Source organism: Streptomyces sp. AK08-02 (assembly GCF_033795085.1).
In the GTDB taxonomy this organism is placed as follows: domain Bacteria; phylum Actinomycetota; class Actinomycetes; order Streptomycetales; family Streptomycetaceae; genus Streptomyces; species Streptomyces echiniscabiei.
Genome location: NZ_JARAZV010000030.1, coordinates 72637 through 88197 on the forward strand (window position 1 = coordinate 72637; position 15561 = coordinate 88197).

The 15561-nt window shown below is 71.1% G+C and carries 9 protein-coding genes; 8 read left to right on the top strand and 1 reads right to left on the bottom strand.

The features are described 5' to 3' along the window. Positions 1 to 112 precede the first annotated feature (112 nt). From PV734_RS42910 to PV734_RS42925, 4 genes are all read left to right on the top strand, one after another. Positions 113 to 6385: a DNRLRE domain-containing protein gene (locus PV734_RS42910; RefSeq protein WP_319294758.1), complete on the top strand. Its 6273-nt coding sequence runs from the start codon at positions 113 to 115 to the stop codon at positions 6383 to 6385. A gap of 98 nt (positions 6386 to 6483) precedes the next feature. Beyond that, a complete protein-coding gene (locus PV734_RS42915) occupies positions 6484 to 6732 on the top strand; it encodes a hypothetical protein (protein ID WP_319092533.1) in 249 nt (82 codons plus the stop codon). A gap of 65 nt (positions 6733 to 6797) precedes the next feature. Then, positions 6798 to 7019 (top strand): hypothetical protein, encoded by a 222-nt coding sequence (locus PV734_RS42920; RefSeq protein ID WP_319092532.1) that lies wholly within the window; start codon positions 6798 to 6800, stop codon positions 7017 to 7019. 31 nt (positions 7020 to 7050) lie between these two features. Beyond that, on the top strand, positions 7051 to 7359 hold the full coding sequence (locus PV734_RS42925) for a hypothetical protein (protein ID WP_319092531.1): 309 nt from the start codon (positions 7051 to 7053) through the stop codon (positions 7357 to 7359). 105 nt (positions 7360 to 7464) lie between these two features. On the opposite strand, the gene PV734_RS42930 is transcribed toward PV734_RS42925, so the two are convergent. Further along, on the bottom strand, positions 7465 to 8316 hold the full coding sequence (locus PV734_RS42930; RefSeq protein ID WP_319294760.1) for a class I SAM-dependent methyltransferase: 852 nt from the start codon (positions 8314 to 8316) through the stop codon (positions 7465 to 7467). A 232-nt stretch (positions 8317 to 8548) separates the two neighbouring features. Between PV734_RS42930 and pstC the strand changes: the two genes are divergently transcribed. The 4 genes from pstC to PV734_RS42950 are packed head-to-tail and all read left to right on the top strand — an operon-like array spanning position 8549 to position 15447. Beyond that, a complete protein-coding gene (gene pstC, locus PV734_RS42935; RefSeq protein WP_319092530.1) occupies positions 8549 to 9574 on the top strand; it encodes a phosphate ABC transporter permease subunit PstC in 1026 nt (341 codons plus the stop codon). 10 nt (positions 9575 to 9584) lie between these two features. Beyond that, positions 9585 to 10985, top strand: a complete 1401-nt coding sequence (pstA, locus tag PV734_RS42940) for a phosphate ABC transporter permease PstA (RefSeq protein ID WP_319294762.1) — start codon at positions 9585 to 9587, stop codon at positions 10983 to 10985. Beyond that, on the top strand, positions 10985 to 12769 hold the full coding sequence (locus PV734_RS42945) for a substrate-binding domain-containing protein (RefSeq protein WP_319294764.1): 1785 nt from the start codon (positions 10985 to 10987) through the stop codon (positions 12767 to 12769). Before pstA ends, PV734_RS42945 begins: the two co-directional genes overlap by 1 nt. Beyond that, the gene (locus tag PV734_RS42950; protein ID WP_319294766.1) at positions 12766 to 15447 is read left to right on the top strand and encodes a hypothetical protein; all 2682 of its coding nucleotides are present in this window, start codon (positions 12766 to 12768) and stop codon (positions 15445 to 15447) included. Before PV734_RS42945 ends, PV734_RS42950 begins: the two co-directional genes overlap by 4 nt. The last annotated feature ends 114 nt before the right edge of the window (positions 15448 to 15561 follow it).

Consider the following 15561-nt stretch of genomic DNA (forward strand, 5'->3'; position numbering starts at 1 on the left):
CCGTCCGCGTCCGGACCGCCCCGGATGATCAAGCCGCTTTGCCCGTGTGACCGCACACGGGCGACAAAGGGGGCTGATCATGCATCAGAGACACAGACGCAGACAGAGAGACGTGCGGCGTACGGCCGTGGCCGTGCTGTTGACGCTCGCCGCCCAGGTCGCGCTCGTCGAGCAGAGCAGCGGGCTGGTGTTCGCCGCGGACACGGGCTCGCCGACGAAGTCCACCACCAAGGTCTCCGGGCCCGCGGAGGCGCAGGACGAGGCATCCGCCGTGCTGATGGCCCGTCTTCAGCACCGGAAGATCGAGGTGCTGTCGGAGCGGACTGCGGACTCGTCGACGTTCGCCCTGCCCGGTGGGCAGATGCAGACGCAGGCGTATGCCGGGCCGGTCCGGACGAAGGTCGACGGTGTCTGGAAGAACATCGACACCTCCCTCTCCGACACCGGCGCCGATCTCACCCCCGCCGTCGCGCCCGCCGATGTGGCCGTCTCCGACGGCGGTGACACCCACCTCGCCTCGGTCAGCAAGGGCAAGCAGTCCTTCGGGCTCGGCTGGGCCGCCAAGCTGCCGGCCCCCTCCGTGAAGGCCAACACCGCCTCCTACGCCCTCGGCAGCGGCCAGACCCTGTCGGTGAGCGCGCTCGCGCAGGGCTTCTCCGAGAACATCCGCCTGGCACACAGGCCCGCCGACGGGGCGGTCTCCTACCGCATTCCGCTGAACCTGTCCGGGCTGAAGCTGTCCCGAGCCGCCTCCGGACACCTGCTGTTGAAGGACACCGGCGGCAAGCTGGTCGCGGAGGCTCCCGCGCCGGTGATGTGGGACGCCACCATCGACAGGGCATCCGGTGAGTCCGCGCACCAGGAGCAGGTCGCGACGAAGGTCGAGACCGCCGCCGACGGCAGCCAGACCCTGGTCCTCACCCCGGACACGTCCTTCCTGGCGACCGCGGCCTACCCGGTGACCGTCGACCCGACGACGACCCTCGCCGTCACCACCGACACCTGGGTACAGAACCCGGACTACCCCGACTCGCAGATCAGCTCGGAGGAGCTGAAGTCGGGCACGTACGACGGCGGGACCGACACCGCGCGCTCGTACATGAAGTTCGACGTGTCGAAGTTCGTGGGCAAGCACATCACCGCCGCGAACCTGTCGCTGTACAACTACTACTCGGCGACCTGCTCGACCTCCGGTCCGGCCACCCTCGCCAAGCGGGTCACCTCCACCTGGACCTCCTCGGGGATCACCTGGGGTGCGCAGCCGACCACCACGACGACCGGTGACGCCTCCAACACCGGGCACTGGGGCTACGACTCCACCTGCGCGGCGAACTGGTCCAACTGGAACCTGCAGGCCATCACCCAGGCGTGGGCGGACGGTTCGAGCAACCAGGGCATCCAGATCGCGAGCGCGTCCGAGACCGACTCCACCACCTGGCGGCGCTTCCGCTCCGCGAACTACGCGACCTCCGGGTACGCGCCGAAGCTGTCGGTGACCTACAACTCGTATGCCACCACGTCGTCTTCGGCCGTCTCGCCGAACTACCCGAACCCCTACAACGGCAAGACGTACGTGACCTCCCTGACGCCGACGCTGTCGGCGAAGGTGACAGACGCGGACGGCGGCAACGCGCAGGGGCAGTACGAGATCACCGCGGACCCGGCGTACGCGGACAACACGTACTCGTACACCGCGTACGGCCACACCGTCGCCTCCGGGGCCGTTTCCTCCCTGCTGATCCCGACGGCATCCGCCTTCCCCGCGGGCGCGCACCTGCGGTTCCGGGTGCGGGCCTACGACGGGACCGACTTCGGCGCCTGGTCGGCGTACAAGACGTTCGTCATGAACACCGCGCTGCCGGCCGCGCCCACCGTCTCCTGCACCCCGTACACCGCGAACACCTGGACGGCGACGGCGACCGGCGGGGCGACCTGCACGCTGGACACGACCTCCACCGACGGACTGGGCTTCGAGTGGGGCCTGGACGACTCCACGGTCCCCGGCCGGGTCTACGACACCACCGACGGCTCGGGCGGCGACCCGCTGACCATCACCGTCAAGCCCGGTGAGGACTGGCACAAGCTCTACGCCAAGACCATCGACTCCGGCGGGAACCTCTCCTCGGCGACCACCACGTACGCCTTCGGCGTCGGCTCCGGGGCCGGACTGCTCACCCCGGGCGACGGCGACAGCGCCGCGCGCCGGGTCAGCCTGACCTCGACCGGGAAGAGCACCTACACGGGCGTCACCTACCAGTACCGCCGTGGCGAGACCGACACCTGGCACAGCGTGCCCCTCGCCGATGTCACCAAGTCGTCGGACGGGTCCGCCGTGTCGGCCTGGCCGGTGACCGTGACCGGCGGCTCGCCCGCCGCGCTGACCTGGAACGTGACGACCTCGCTGACCGAGGACGGGGCGGTCGACATCCGGGCCGCCTTCACCGACGGCACGACCACCGCCTACTCCCAGCCCCACACCATCACCGTCGACCGCAACGCCGGTACCGCGCCGAGCGCGGATGTCGGGCCGGGCTCGGTGAACGCGCTGACCGGTGACTTCTCCCTTTCGGCCACCGACACCTCGGTTTTCGGCCTGTCTGTTGAGCGCAGTGCATCGTCGCGCACCCCAACGGCCGGAATGACGGCGGACGGCCAGGCCGCCATCTTCGGCCCGCAATGGAGCGCCGGCGTCAGCGACGACGCGACCGACACCGACTGGGCGTACCTGCGCAGGACGACCGACACATCGGTGTCGGTCGTGGACGTCGACAGCGGCGACACGGGGTTCACCGCCACGTCCAGCGGTGGTTGGAAGCCCGAGCCCGGCCTGGAGAACCTGACGCTGACCAGCAAAGACAGCACAGGCAGCACGACAAACGACCTGACGAAGGTCTCAGTCTTCAGCTTGAAGGACGACGAGGGCATCACCACCACGTTCACGAAGACCAACGCATCGGTTGCCACATGGCAGGTGGCGACCGTGCACTCGCCGACGGAAAACTCCACCGCCACCGTGGTGTCAGAGAAGATCACGTCCGGTGCCGGCGCGTTCGTCCGGCCCACGTACATGATCGCGCCGACCTCGGCGGTCAGCGCCGACCAGTGCCAGACCGCCATCGACGCGGCCACGGTCGCGGGCCACGACTACTTCACCAACACGAGCACCAACACCGGCTGCCGAGTGCTGCGGTTCGTCTACGCGAGCTCCACAACAGCGACCGGGTCGACGCTCGGCAACTACACCGGCCAGGTCCAGCAGATCGAACAGTGGGCCGTCACCCCCGGCGGCAGCACCACCACCGCCACGGCCGTCGCCCAGTATGCCTACGACGCCACCGGCCGCCTCCGTGAACAGTGGGACCCACGCATCAGCCCCCGTCTCACGACCGCCTACACCTACGACTCCGCCGGACGCGTCGCCACTCTGACCCCGCCCGGCGAGCTGCCCTGGACCTTCACCTACGGCCAGGCGGGCAACACCGCCACCGCAGGCGCCGGCATGCTGCTCTCCGCCTCCCGGCCGAACCTGACGGCGGGCACCCAGAGCACCACCGACGGAACGACGGCCACCACCAGCGTGGTCTACGACGTCCCGCTCTCCGGCACCAACGCACCCAACCAGATGGGCACTTCGGACGTCGCGAACTGGGGCCAGAGCGACATACCCACGGACGCCACCGCGGTCTTCCCCGCCGACTCGGTCCCGTCGTCCCACACCGGCACCGACCTGGCCGCGTCCGATTACAAGCAGGCAGGCATCACCTACACCGATGCCTCCGGACAGGAAGTCGACACCGCCACCCCGGGCGGTCACATCACGGCCACCGAATACGACCGCTTCGGCAACACGGTGCGTGAACTGACCGCAGGGAACCGCGAACTGGCACTCGCCACCAGCGGCGCCGGAAAAGCGGAACAGGTCGCGCTGAGCATCGACCAGATGAGCAGCCCCGACCGGGCAGAACTGCTGTCCACCCGCTCGGTGTACTCCGCCGACGGGCTGCGCGAGACCGACGAGAAGGGTCCCCTGCACCTGGTCACCCTCACCTCGGCGCTGGCCGCAGGCTCCGGCGGCACCGACCTGCCCGCGGGTACGTCGTGGCCGGCCCGCCGGCACACGGTCGACACCTACGACGAGGGCCGCCCCACCGACGGCACCGCAAGCGTCGCCGACCAGGTCACCACCACCAAGGTCGGCGCCTCCGTCGAGGGATACCCGACGGACGCCGACGTACGCACCACTTCCATCCAGTACGACTGGGTCAAGGGCCTGCCCACCAAGACCATCACCGACCCGAACGGGCTCGCACTGGCCAGAACCACCTCGTACGACTCCCAGGGCCGGGTGATCAGGACCAGCCTGCCGAAGTCGTCGGGATCGGACGCGGGCGCCACGGTCACCACGTACTACTCAGCCACCGGAAGCGGTGCGTGCAACGGCCGCCCCGAGTGGGCCGACCTGGTCTGCTCGACGGGGCCGGGCGGAAGCGTCACGGGTGGCGGCTCCAACCCCACCGCACTGCCGACCAAGACCACCGAATACGACCGGTGGGGCGACACCACGAAGATCAGCGAGGTCAGCGGCAGCACCACCCGCACCACCACCCTCGGCTACGACGGCGCGGGGCGCGTCACGCAGCGGTCCATCACGTCCACGGCCGGCGCCACGGTCCCGGACATGACCATGACCTACGACACGACCGACGGCCAGCTCGCCACCACGAGCAACGGCACGGCGACCGTCACCCACGTTCACGACGACCTCGGCCGGGAAATCTCCTACGACGACGGCGCGGGCAACACCGCGACCACGGCCTACGATCCCGAGGGCCGTCCCGTGCGGACCACCGACTCCGTTCCGTCCACCACCACCTACACCTACGACACCAGCAAGGACCCGCGCGGGCTGCAGACCTCCCGCACCGACTCGGTCGCCGGCACCTTCGCCGCCGCCTACGACGCGGACGGCAACCTGACCGCCGAGTCCCTGCCCGGCGGCTACACCCTCACCGTCGGCTACGACGAGACCGGAGCCCAGCTGTCGCGGACGTACACCCGCGACAGTGACGGCACCGTCGTCGCCGCCGACGACATCGACCGGTCCGTCCACGCGGAGACGGTCACCGACACCGACACCAACGGTCAGACACGCGCCCGCGCGTACGGCTACGACGCGGGCGGACGTCTCGTCCAGGCCGACGACACGGCGACCGACGGTTCCTGCACCCGCCGCGGCTACACCTTCGACGGCGACTCCAACCGCACGGCCCTGGCCGTCTCCACGTCCACCGCGGGCTCGGCCTGCACGTCGAGCGGAGCCACCACCACGTCGTACACCTACGACAGCGCCGACCGGCTGACGACGAGCGGCACCGTCTACGACGCTCTGGGACGCACCACCACCCAGGCAGGCGGCAGCACCGTCGACTACTACGCCAACGACCTCGTCCACCAGCAGACTTCCGCCGACGGGGCCAGCCGGCAGACCTGGACGCCGGATGCGGCCGGCCGTCTCGCCGCCTGGACCACCGAGACCAACAGCGCCGGCACCTGGACCCGTACGGCGGCCAAGAACAACCACTACGGAGCCGACGGCGACGTCCCCACCTGGATCCAGGAGGCGTCCGGCACGGTGACCCGTAACGTCCAGGGCATCGACGGGGAACTGCGGGCCACCACCGGAGCCACGGGCGGCACCGTCCTGGAGTTGACCGACGTCCACGGAGACGTCACCGTACAGCTCCCGCTCGACACCACCCAGCCGGTGGTCGCGTCGGCCTACGACGAGTACGGCAACCCCGAGGACAGCACCTCCGCGACCCGCTACGGCTGGCTCGGCGGACACCAGAGGTCGGGCGAGACGGTCACCGGAGCGATCCTCATGGGTCTGCGTCTCTACGACCCCACGACGGGCCGGTTCCTGTCCACCGACCCCATCGCCGGCGGCAGCGCCAATGCCTACGACTACGCGGGCGCCAACCCTGTCACCAACACCGACCTGAACGGCACAATGATCGTCTGCGGTGACGGCCGGACGGGCAGCCAGTGCAACGGCCACCCGCGCAACACCAGGTGGACCTCGGAGGGAAGGCACACGTACACCACGAAGTGGGATCCCTCCTACTTCAACACCATGCCCGCCCGCCTGAGGGCCTTCCTCCAGACCATCCAGGCCCTCTTCATGGTCGGGGTCTACGTGGACGGCTCCTGGTGGCGCTATCGATACCACTACACGCGCTATGGACGCTGGCACAACGGAAAGTGGCAGACGAAGAAGGGCAGCATGGACCTCTACGCAGAGCAGCCCAGAATCAGGATCTGGGTCAACTTTGTCGGATACTTCAGCAAGACCGGACCCTGGGACTACTTCGAGTACTACAACTAGCCACTGACCGGATTCCGTGGGGGCGAGCAGAGCCGGCTCGCCCCCACGGACCGGAAGCCGGGCCAAGGGTCCAGATCCCACAAGAACGGTATTCGTCGATGACCTACCTACAGATCGCGCTGGGGCTCACGGAGTTCCTCTGCGCGTGGGCCGCGTTCTGGCAGGTGCGCGGCCGCAGGGACCCACTGTTCATCCCCCTCGTCGCGGTCGTGGCAGCAGCGGGTGTCGCCGTGCCCCTGCTGTTCCCCCTCGGGCACCCCACCGGGTTCTCACTGTCGCTTCAGGTGCTCGCCGTGATCGCGCTGCTCCTGATCGCCGCGACAGGACACAGGCGCGACCGGACGTGAGTGCCGGCGCACGTCACGGCGCAACAGGCCGGGGCGGGCATCGGGATCGGAATGGAGCCCCCCTCGTGCGTCCCGACCAAGTCGCCCTGATCGCCACCCTCATCGTCTTCGGCGCGCTCTCGGCCTGGCTGCTGCCCGACGGCTCGCGGTTGGCCTCCCTGCCTCTCGCCCTGATCTGCGCGACGATCGCCCAGCGGTACGTGGCCGGGCGTACGGCACGGGCACCCGGCGGGGGCGACGGCGACGGCGGATCCGGGAGCGGCGAACCGCCCGCCGGAAACGCCTGACGACAGGCGGAACGGGAAGGTCGGGGAACCAGTGGACGTCACCTCGTACGTGATGGGATTCGCCATCGCCGCGCTCCTCGTCGGGGGAGGAGTGAGCCAACTGGCGGGGCACGGAACACCGGTAGGCCCCCCGAAGGGCCGGGGGAGGGCGGGCGCGTGGGGGAACGTCCTGTTCGGTGTGGGGCTCGCCCTCGGCACCGCGGCACGCATCCCGAGCGGCCACCGTCTCCTGTGGGACGGCGTGCTCCTGGGTCCGGCATCGCTCTGCGCCGTCGGCGCGTTCTACCTGTACGCACGACCCGCGTTGAGCACATTCCCGCCGGACAGCCATGACCACTGACCCGGACTCCGTCCGTGGGCGCGTCGACCCTCGCTGCGCTCACCCCCGTCCACAACAGCGGGGCCCCGGTGTGGATCTGGCCGCTTTCCCTGGTCGCGTGTCTCCTCATGGCCGGGCAGACGCTGGGCGCGATGCGGCGTCGGGTGTCCGGGACGCCATGATCGCCACCGTCGTGTAGTGGACGGCGAAATCGCCGCCCAGCGTGTCGAGCGCGGCGCCGGTGGCTGTGAGCAGCTCCTTCAGCCGGGCCGGGGGGAGTTGGCCGGCCCGGCCGTGGGTGGGGAGGAGGTCCAGCCACTCGTCGCGGGTGTACGGGTGATCCCACTCGTACCGCCACTCCTTCGGTACGCCGAACGCGCCGCCCGCCCGGCGTATCCCCTCGGTCGCCTCGGCGAACAGGGGTGCGTACGTGTCGAGGGCGGGTTTCCTCCAGAGGTTGGGGGTGTCCGGCAGGACCCGGTCGTGGACCTCGGCGAAGGCCTCGGTGGCCGCCGGTGAGGGCTGGAGGACGTTCCAGAACAGGGCGAGCAGGCCGCCCGGGCGCAGCACCCGAGCCGCCTTCGCCGCCCCGGCGACCGAGTCCACCCAGTGCCAGGCCTGCGCGGAGACCACCGCGTCGAAGGCCCGCCCGGCGGGGTCCCACTCCTCGAACGACGCCACCTCCGCCTCGACCCCGGTCCGCCGGGCGAGCTCGGCCATCCGCGCGTCGACCTCCACCCCGAGTACCCGGCACCCGGCCGCCTGGAACTGCCGGGAGACGATGCCGGTGCCGACCCCGACGTCCAGGAGTTCGGGGCCCGGTGCCGCGGCGACGATCCGGTGCACCAAGGCGTCGGGGTAGCGGGGGCGGGCCCGGTCGTAGCGGTCGGCCTCGGCGCCGAACGACCTTGCTGTCGGCTGGAGTTGAGGAGGGCCGGGGGCGTGGGAGCGGGTTGGCTCCGGAGTGGGCGTGGGCATGTGGTCACCCTAGGGCGTGCTCGACCGCAGGTCGCGGGGCGAGGCGATTCGGTGGCCCGGGGGACGCCGGAGTCGCCTCCACAGCAGACCCACCAGGTTGACATGACTCATTCACGCAATGTCCACATCTGACGCGTCGGTACGTCAGGATCCGGCCATTGACTCTCTCCGCGTGGTGCCCTCCGGTACGGCGCGGGGAGAGTCGTTTCCGTTTCTTGAGGGGCGGGCGTAAGTGGTGTCCACGCAGGAGGGTTCCGGTTCCGGCGGACCGGAGTCCGACAGATCCGTGCCTCGGCGGCTGTACGCCGCCAGGGGGTTCGGTGACCGGGTCTTCCGGGTGCAACTGACGGCGACCGGGGTCGTGGTCCTCGCGATCATGGCGGCCGTCGGCCTGTTCCTGTTGCTGCGCGCGGGGCAGGCCCTGCACGCCCAAGGGCTCGACTTCCTCACAACTGCCGCCTGGCAGCCGGACGTTCACAACTTCGGTATCGCGGCAGTACTCACCGGCACCCTCCTGATCGCCCTCGTCGCGGTGACCATCTCGGTACCGCTGGCCGTGGGCACGGCCCTGTTCATCTCCGACGTCGCCCCGCGCGGGCTGCGCCGCACCCTGGTGAGCATGGTCGACCTGATGGCCGCCGTACCGTCGGTCGTGTACGGACTGTGGGGGCTGTTCTTTCTCCAGCAGCACGTGATCGGGCTGTCGCGCTGGCTGTCCGACTGGTTCGGCTGGATACCGCTGTTCAGGGTGGACGGCGTCCAGGCCGGCGATCCGCTTGCCTCCGACAGCGTGTACACGGCGTCCACCTTCGTCGCCGGGATCGTCGTCGCGCTCATGGTCGCGCCGATCCAGTGCTCGGTGATGCGCGAGGTCTTCTCCCAGGCACCGGCGGGCGAGCGGGAGGGCGCCTACGCGCTCGGCGCCACCCGGTGGGGAATGATCCGCTCGGTCGTCCTGCCGTACGGCAAGGGCGGCATCATCGGCGGCACGATGCTGGGGCTCGGCCGGGCGCTCGGCGAGACCATCGCGGTCTACCTGATCATCTCGCCGGTCTTCACCATCCAGCCGCACATCCTGCAGACCGGGGCGAACTCGGTCTCCTCACTGATCGCCCTGCACTACGGAGACTCCTCCGAGTTCGGGATGTCGGCGCTGATGGCGGCGGGCCTGGCGCTGTTTCTGCTCACCCTGGCGGTCAACTTCACCGCCTCCTCCGTCGCGGCCCGCTCCCGCTCCGGCGCCCAGAGCGAGGCCTGAGATGACTGTCGTGGAACACGCCCCCGTCGAGGCCGACGCGCTCGTCGAGGCCGCCGTGTCGGTCGCGTCGGACTCCGTGGCTCCTCCCGAACAGCCCCGCCGCATCGGCGGTGTCAGCCGCTCCGCCGTGCTGTCCCTGACCGGCGCCGCCGCCTCCGCGCTGTGCGTCACGACCCTGCTGTTCGGTGAACTCGCCTCGTTCTCCGGCACGTTGGGCTTCGCCGTCACCGCCTATCTCGTCTTCCTCGCCCTCTACGCGGTGTTGACCGGGTTCGAGGAGGACGGCCAGGCCGTGCGGGACCGGGTGATGACGGTCGTGCTGTGGACGGCGGCCCTCCTGCTGTTCTCCGCCCTCGCCCTCGTCGTCGGGTTCACCGCCTGGCGTGGCAAGGAGGCCCTGCCGCACGGCAACTTCTTCACCCAGGACATGCAGGCGGCGGGCCCGCTCGACCCGCTGACCAACGGCGGCATCGCCCACGCGATGGTCGGCACGCTGATCATGATGGCCATCGCGCTGACGATCAGTGTGCCCCTCGGACTGGCCTGCGCCGTCTACCTCAACCAGATCCCGGGGCGCTTCTCCCGGTTCGTGCGCACCATCGTCGAGGCGATGACCGCGCTGCCGTCGATCGTGGCCGGCCTGATGGTGTACGCCGTCTGGATCCTCGGCCTCGGCATGCCCAAGTCGGGCCTCGCGGCCGGGTTCGCGATCAGCGTGATGATGCTGCCGATCGTGATCCGGGCCTCGGACGTGGTGCTGCGGCTCGTACCGGGCACCCTCACCGAGGCGGCGGAGGCGCTCGGCGCGCCGCGCTGGCGCACGGTGTGGCACGTCGTCCTGCCCACCGCCCGCTCCGGGCTCGCCACCGCCGTCATCCTCGGCACCGCGCGCGGCATCGGCGAGACCTCGCCCGTGCTGCTGACCGCCGGCTTCACGGCGGCGCTCAACGCCGACCCGACCGCCGGGCCGATGGTGTCCCTGCCGCTGGCCGTCTTCAACTTCGTCAAGTCACCGCAGCCGGAGATGATCGCCCGTGGCTTCGGCGCGGCGGCCGTGCTCATGACCATGGTGCTGGTGCTGTTCGTGATCGCCCGGGTGATCGGCGGACGCGGCCCCGGCCATCAGACCCGCCGCCAGGCCCGCGGTACGGCCCGCGCCTCGCGCCGAGACGTGGCCCGCTTCACCGAACTGCACACGCCCGCGTCCCTGTCCGGGCTGTCGCTGTTCGTGACCCCCGCCCCCGGACCGTCGGCAGCCGCCGACGCCGAGCACGACACCCCGGCCGGAGGCCGGGAACCCACCCCCCGACCCGCACCGGCCCCCGGTCCGGTCTCCGGGCCCGCACCGGCCCCCGCTCCCACGCCCGCCCCCGGCCCCGCACCCGCCCCCGCCCCCGGAGAGACCGACTGATGCTCAGCCACCTCACCACCGCTCTCCGGCGCCTGCGCGCGCCGGCGACTCTCGCCGTCCTGCTCGGCGTGGTCGCCGCGCTGCTCGCCGGGCCGGCAACCGCGCCCGCCGCCGCCGAGAGCTACACCCCGGTCGCCGGGGCCGGTTCGACCTGGGCGGAGAACGCCATCGAACAGTGGCGCAAGGCCGTCAACCAGTACGGCATGCGGATCAGCTACGCAGGCAGCGGGTCCTCCGACGGCCGCCGCCAGTTCCTCAGCGGCACCGTGGACTTCGCGGTCTCGGACATCCCGTTCCAGACCAACCCGACAGACGGTTCCGCCGCCGAGCGCCCGTCCTCCGGCAGCTACGCCTACATGCCGATCGTGGCCGGTGGCACCTCCTTCATGTACCACCTCACGGTCAACGGCAGGAAGGTCACCAACCTCCGCCTCTCCGGAGACGTGGTCACCAAGATCTTCACCGGCGTCGTGAAGTACTGGGACGACCCGGTGGTCAAGGCCGACAACCCGGGGCTGCAACTGCCGCACCGCGCCGTCGTACCCGTCGTCCGCTCCGACGGCTCGGGCTCCACCGCCCAGTTCACGATGTGGATGGCCAACCAGCACGCGTCGCTGTGGAAGGCGTACTGCGCCAAGGTCGGCCGCTCGGGAGCCTGCGGGCAGACCTCGTACTACCCGACCGTCTCCGGCATGATCGCCCAGTCCGGCGACCCGGGCGTGGCGGGATACGTCGCCCAGAACTACGGCGAGGGCGCCATCGGGTACGTCAACTACTCGTACGCCATCAACGAGGGCTATCCGGTCGCCAAGGTCCTCAACCACGCCGGCTACTACACCGAGCCGACCCCGAAGAACGTCGCCGTCTCGCTGCTCAAGGCGAAGATCAACACCAACAAGGCCTCCGCCGACTACCTCACCCAGAAACTCGAGGGCGTCTACAACGACACCGACAAGCGCAACTACCCGCTGTCCAGCTACTCGTACATGATCCTGCCGCTGAAGGTGCAGGGCACGTTCACCAAGGACAAGGGCAAGACGCTCGGCGCGTTCTCCTACTACTTCATGTGCCAGGGCCAGCAGCAGGCGCCCCAGCTCGGTTACTCGCCACTGCCGATCAACCTGGTGCAGGCGGGCTTCGACCAGATCCGCCGGATCCCCGGTGTGAAGACGCAGAACATCAACATCAGAGGCTGCAACAACCCCACCTTCAGCTCCGACGGCCGCAACAGGCTTGCCGAGACCGCCCCTTACCCGGCCGCCTGCGACAAGAAGGGCGCCGCGCCCTGCACCACGGGCAGCGGCGGCGCCAAACCGGCCTCGGGGAGCGGTGGTTCGGGCGGTTCCGGGACCTCCGGCGGTACGACGTCCGGGGGCACGACCGGCGGTACGGCGGCCGGGGGCACCGCGGCCGGGGGCGCGACCGGCGGCGGGTCGGCCGGTGGCGGAAGCGCGGCCGGGGGTAACTCGGCGAGCGGGGGCGGCGACGGGAAGCCGGCCGTCGACCCCGACACCGGGCAGGTGCTGTCCTCGTCCTCCGGCGGCAACTCCGCCACCGGCTCGGGCGGTGGCACCGCCGTCGACGGCACGATCGCCCTGGCCCAGCCGGTCGCCGTGGCCGGACACGGCGGCTGGACCGGCACCCAGACCCTGATGCTGCTCGCGGCGCTGCTCATCCTCGGGCTCGTCCTGCTGCCGTCCGCCGTCGCCCGCGCACTCGGCGCTCGCGGCGCCGACAACTCCCCTACCGGCAACTCCCACACCACGGACGGGAGTTCGCGATGAGAGCGGCCACAAGCACGAGCCGGATACGGCGGCTGCTGACGCGCCTCGTCGCCGGGGCGGCCGTCGGTGCTCTCGCCGGGACGGCCGTCGCCCAGACCGCCCCGCCCGCCACCGCCGACACGGGCGGCGGTTCGGCGGTCACCGTCTCCGGGCGCGGCGAGTTCAAGGACATGCGGTTCACCGTCAGCCAGACCGAGCACCTCACCAGCCAGGCGGTCACCGTCTCCTGGACCGGCGGCACCCCGACCACCCTCGCGGGCACCCTGTTCAACACCGACTTCGTACAGATCATGCAGTGCTGGGGAGACGACGACGGCACCGTCCCCGCCAACCCCGGCCCCTCGCGCACCCAGTGCCAGTACGGGGCGTCCCCGACCACCGACCGGGGCAGCTGGCCCGGCAACGAGTACGACGACACCCGCAAGGTCTTCTACAGCGCCGACCCCACCAACTACGGCCAGGACGACCGCTACGGCGCCGGAAACGTCTCCGGTCTCGGCGAGGTCCCCTTCAAGGCCGTCGACGGCACGCTGATCACCTCCGGCACCCAGAACAACGCCCTGTTCAACCGCAACACCACCAACGAGGTCGACTTCGCCCGCACCGGCGCCGACGGCACCGGCCGGGAGTACGTCGAGGTGCAGACCGCCAACGAGGCACCGCACCTGGGCTGCGGCACCCCCGTACGGCAGAACGGGACGGTGAAGCCCCGCTCCTGCTGGCTGGTCATCGTCCCGCAGGGCCATCTCGACCTGGACGGCAGGCCGTACGCCGACACCAGCCAGGTCAACGCCGGTTCACCGGTCTCCGCGACCAACTGGAAGAACCGCGTCGCCGTCAGGCTCGGCTTCAACACGGTCGGCGCCAACTGCGCGCTGGGCTCCGACGAGCGTGCCACCAGCGGCAGCGAACTCGCCGCCGACGCCATGAGCAGCTGGCAGACAGCCCTCTGCCCGAGCGGCAAGGTGTACGGCTACACGGAGGTCGGCGAGCCCGACACCCGCGCCCGTCTCATCGCCGACGGCACCTCCGGCCTGGCGTTCACCACCCGGGCCCTCGGCGCCGACGCCGGCACGAGCGCCCCGGCCGACGCCACCGTCTACGCGCCGACCGCGCTCTCGGGCACCGTCATCGGCTTCACCGTCGAACGCAGACCCAAGGCCGGCGCCTCCGAGGCGGTCCGCAGGCTCGCCGGTACCAAGGTCGAGTCCCTCGACCTGACGCCCCGGCTGGTCGCCAAGCTGCTCACCGAGTCGTACCGCAACTCCCCCTGGGGAGCGGTCGTCGGCTCCACCGCCGCGAAGGGCTACGGCTGGGCGAGGAACAACCCGGCTGGACTGGCGAGCGACCCCGAGTTCATCGCGCTCAACCCGGAGTTCGCCGAACTGTCGGTCCCCGAGACCCCGGCCACCGACACCGACCTGCTCACCGCGCTGGGCCACAGCGACTCGGCCCGTGCGGTCTGGCAGTGGATCGTCTCCGACAAGGAGGCGCGCAACTTCCTCGCGGGCGTCTCCGACGACTGGGGAATGAGGGTCAACCCGTACTTCAGCACCAACACGGACGTGAACCCCACCGGTTTCGCCTTCGACCCGGCAGACACCGACACCTACCCCAAGAGCGACCCCTGGTGCACGATCCCGCCCGGCACCGGCGCCACCGCACCCCAGTGCATGATCGACTTCCACCCGTACGTGACGGACATGCACGCCGGCGCCCTGCACACCCGGCGCGCGGACAGCCTGTGGAAGGCGACCTGGGACCCGCTGGCCAGTCCGCCCGCGTACAAGACGCCCGGCCCGCAGACGGTCGGTTCCCGGTTCGTGATCACCGTGACCGACGCGGCCTCCGCCGCCCGGTACGGCCTCCAGACCGCGCGCCTGCGCAACGCCGCCGGCACGTTCACCGCGCCCACCTCCGCGTCTCTCACCGCCGCCGCGGCGAGCGCGTCCGGCGCGAAGGCCCCCGAGATCAGCCCGGCCAAGGCCACCGCGAAGGGCGCGTACCCGCTCGCCCAGCTCGTCTACGCGGCCCTGCGCCCGGCGAAGCTCGACCCCGCCGCCCGCAAGGACTACGCGGCGCTGCTGACGTACGCCGCCGGCAAGGGCCAGATCAGCGGCGCCGACCCCGGCCGCCTCCCGGGCGGCTACGCACCGCTGCCGAAGTCCCTGCGGGACCGGACGACCCAGGCCGCCACCGCTCTCGCCCACTACACCGGCCCGTCCGCCGACCCGGGCGGCTCCGGCTCCTCCGGTGGCGCCGACGGCGGGACCGGAGGCAGCGTCTCGGGCGGCGGCTCCGGCACCTCCGGCGGCCTGGGCGGTTCGGGCGGCACAGCGGCCGGGGGTACGGCCGGCGGCGGTACGACCGGCGGTGCCGCGTCCGGTGGCGGCGCGAGCGCTTCGCCCAGCGACCGGCCCTCGTACGGCGGCGGCCAAGCGCTGCAGACCACCGCCCTCGGCACCACGCCCGCCGACCCGGCGAACGCGCTGCGCTACGCCGTCCCAGTGGGCGCAGTGCTCGGCGCGGCGGCCGGTATCGGGGCGCCCTTCGCGGGCGGCGGCCGGCTGCGGCTGCCCCTCAGGGTCCCGCTGCCCGGCGGTCGCACCGTGACCGTCATCCCCCAACTCGCCCTGCCGGAGCGGCTGCGCAGGCTGCTGCCACCCGGCCGGGGCTGAGACCCGGAGCAACGGCCTCCGGGCCGGAGCTCCCCACAGACGGCCGCCCGCCCCGAAAGTCAGTCGGGGCGGACGGCCCGCACCACCCTGCCAGATCTGCCACATCCATCGGTT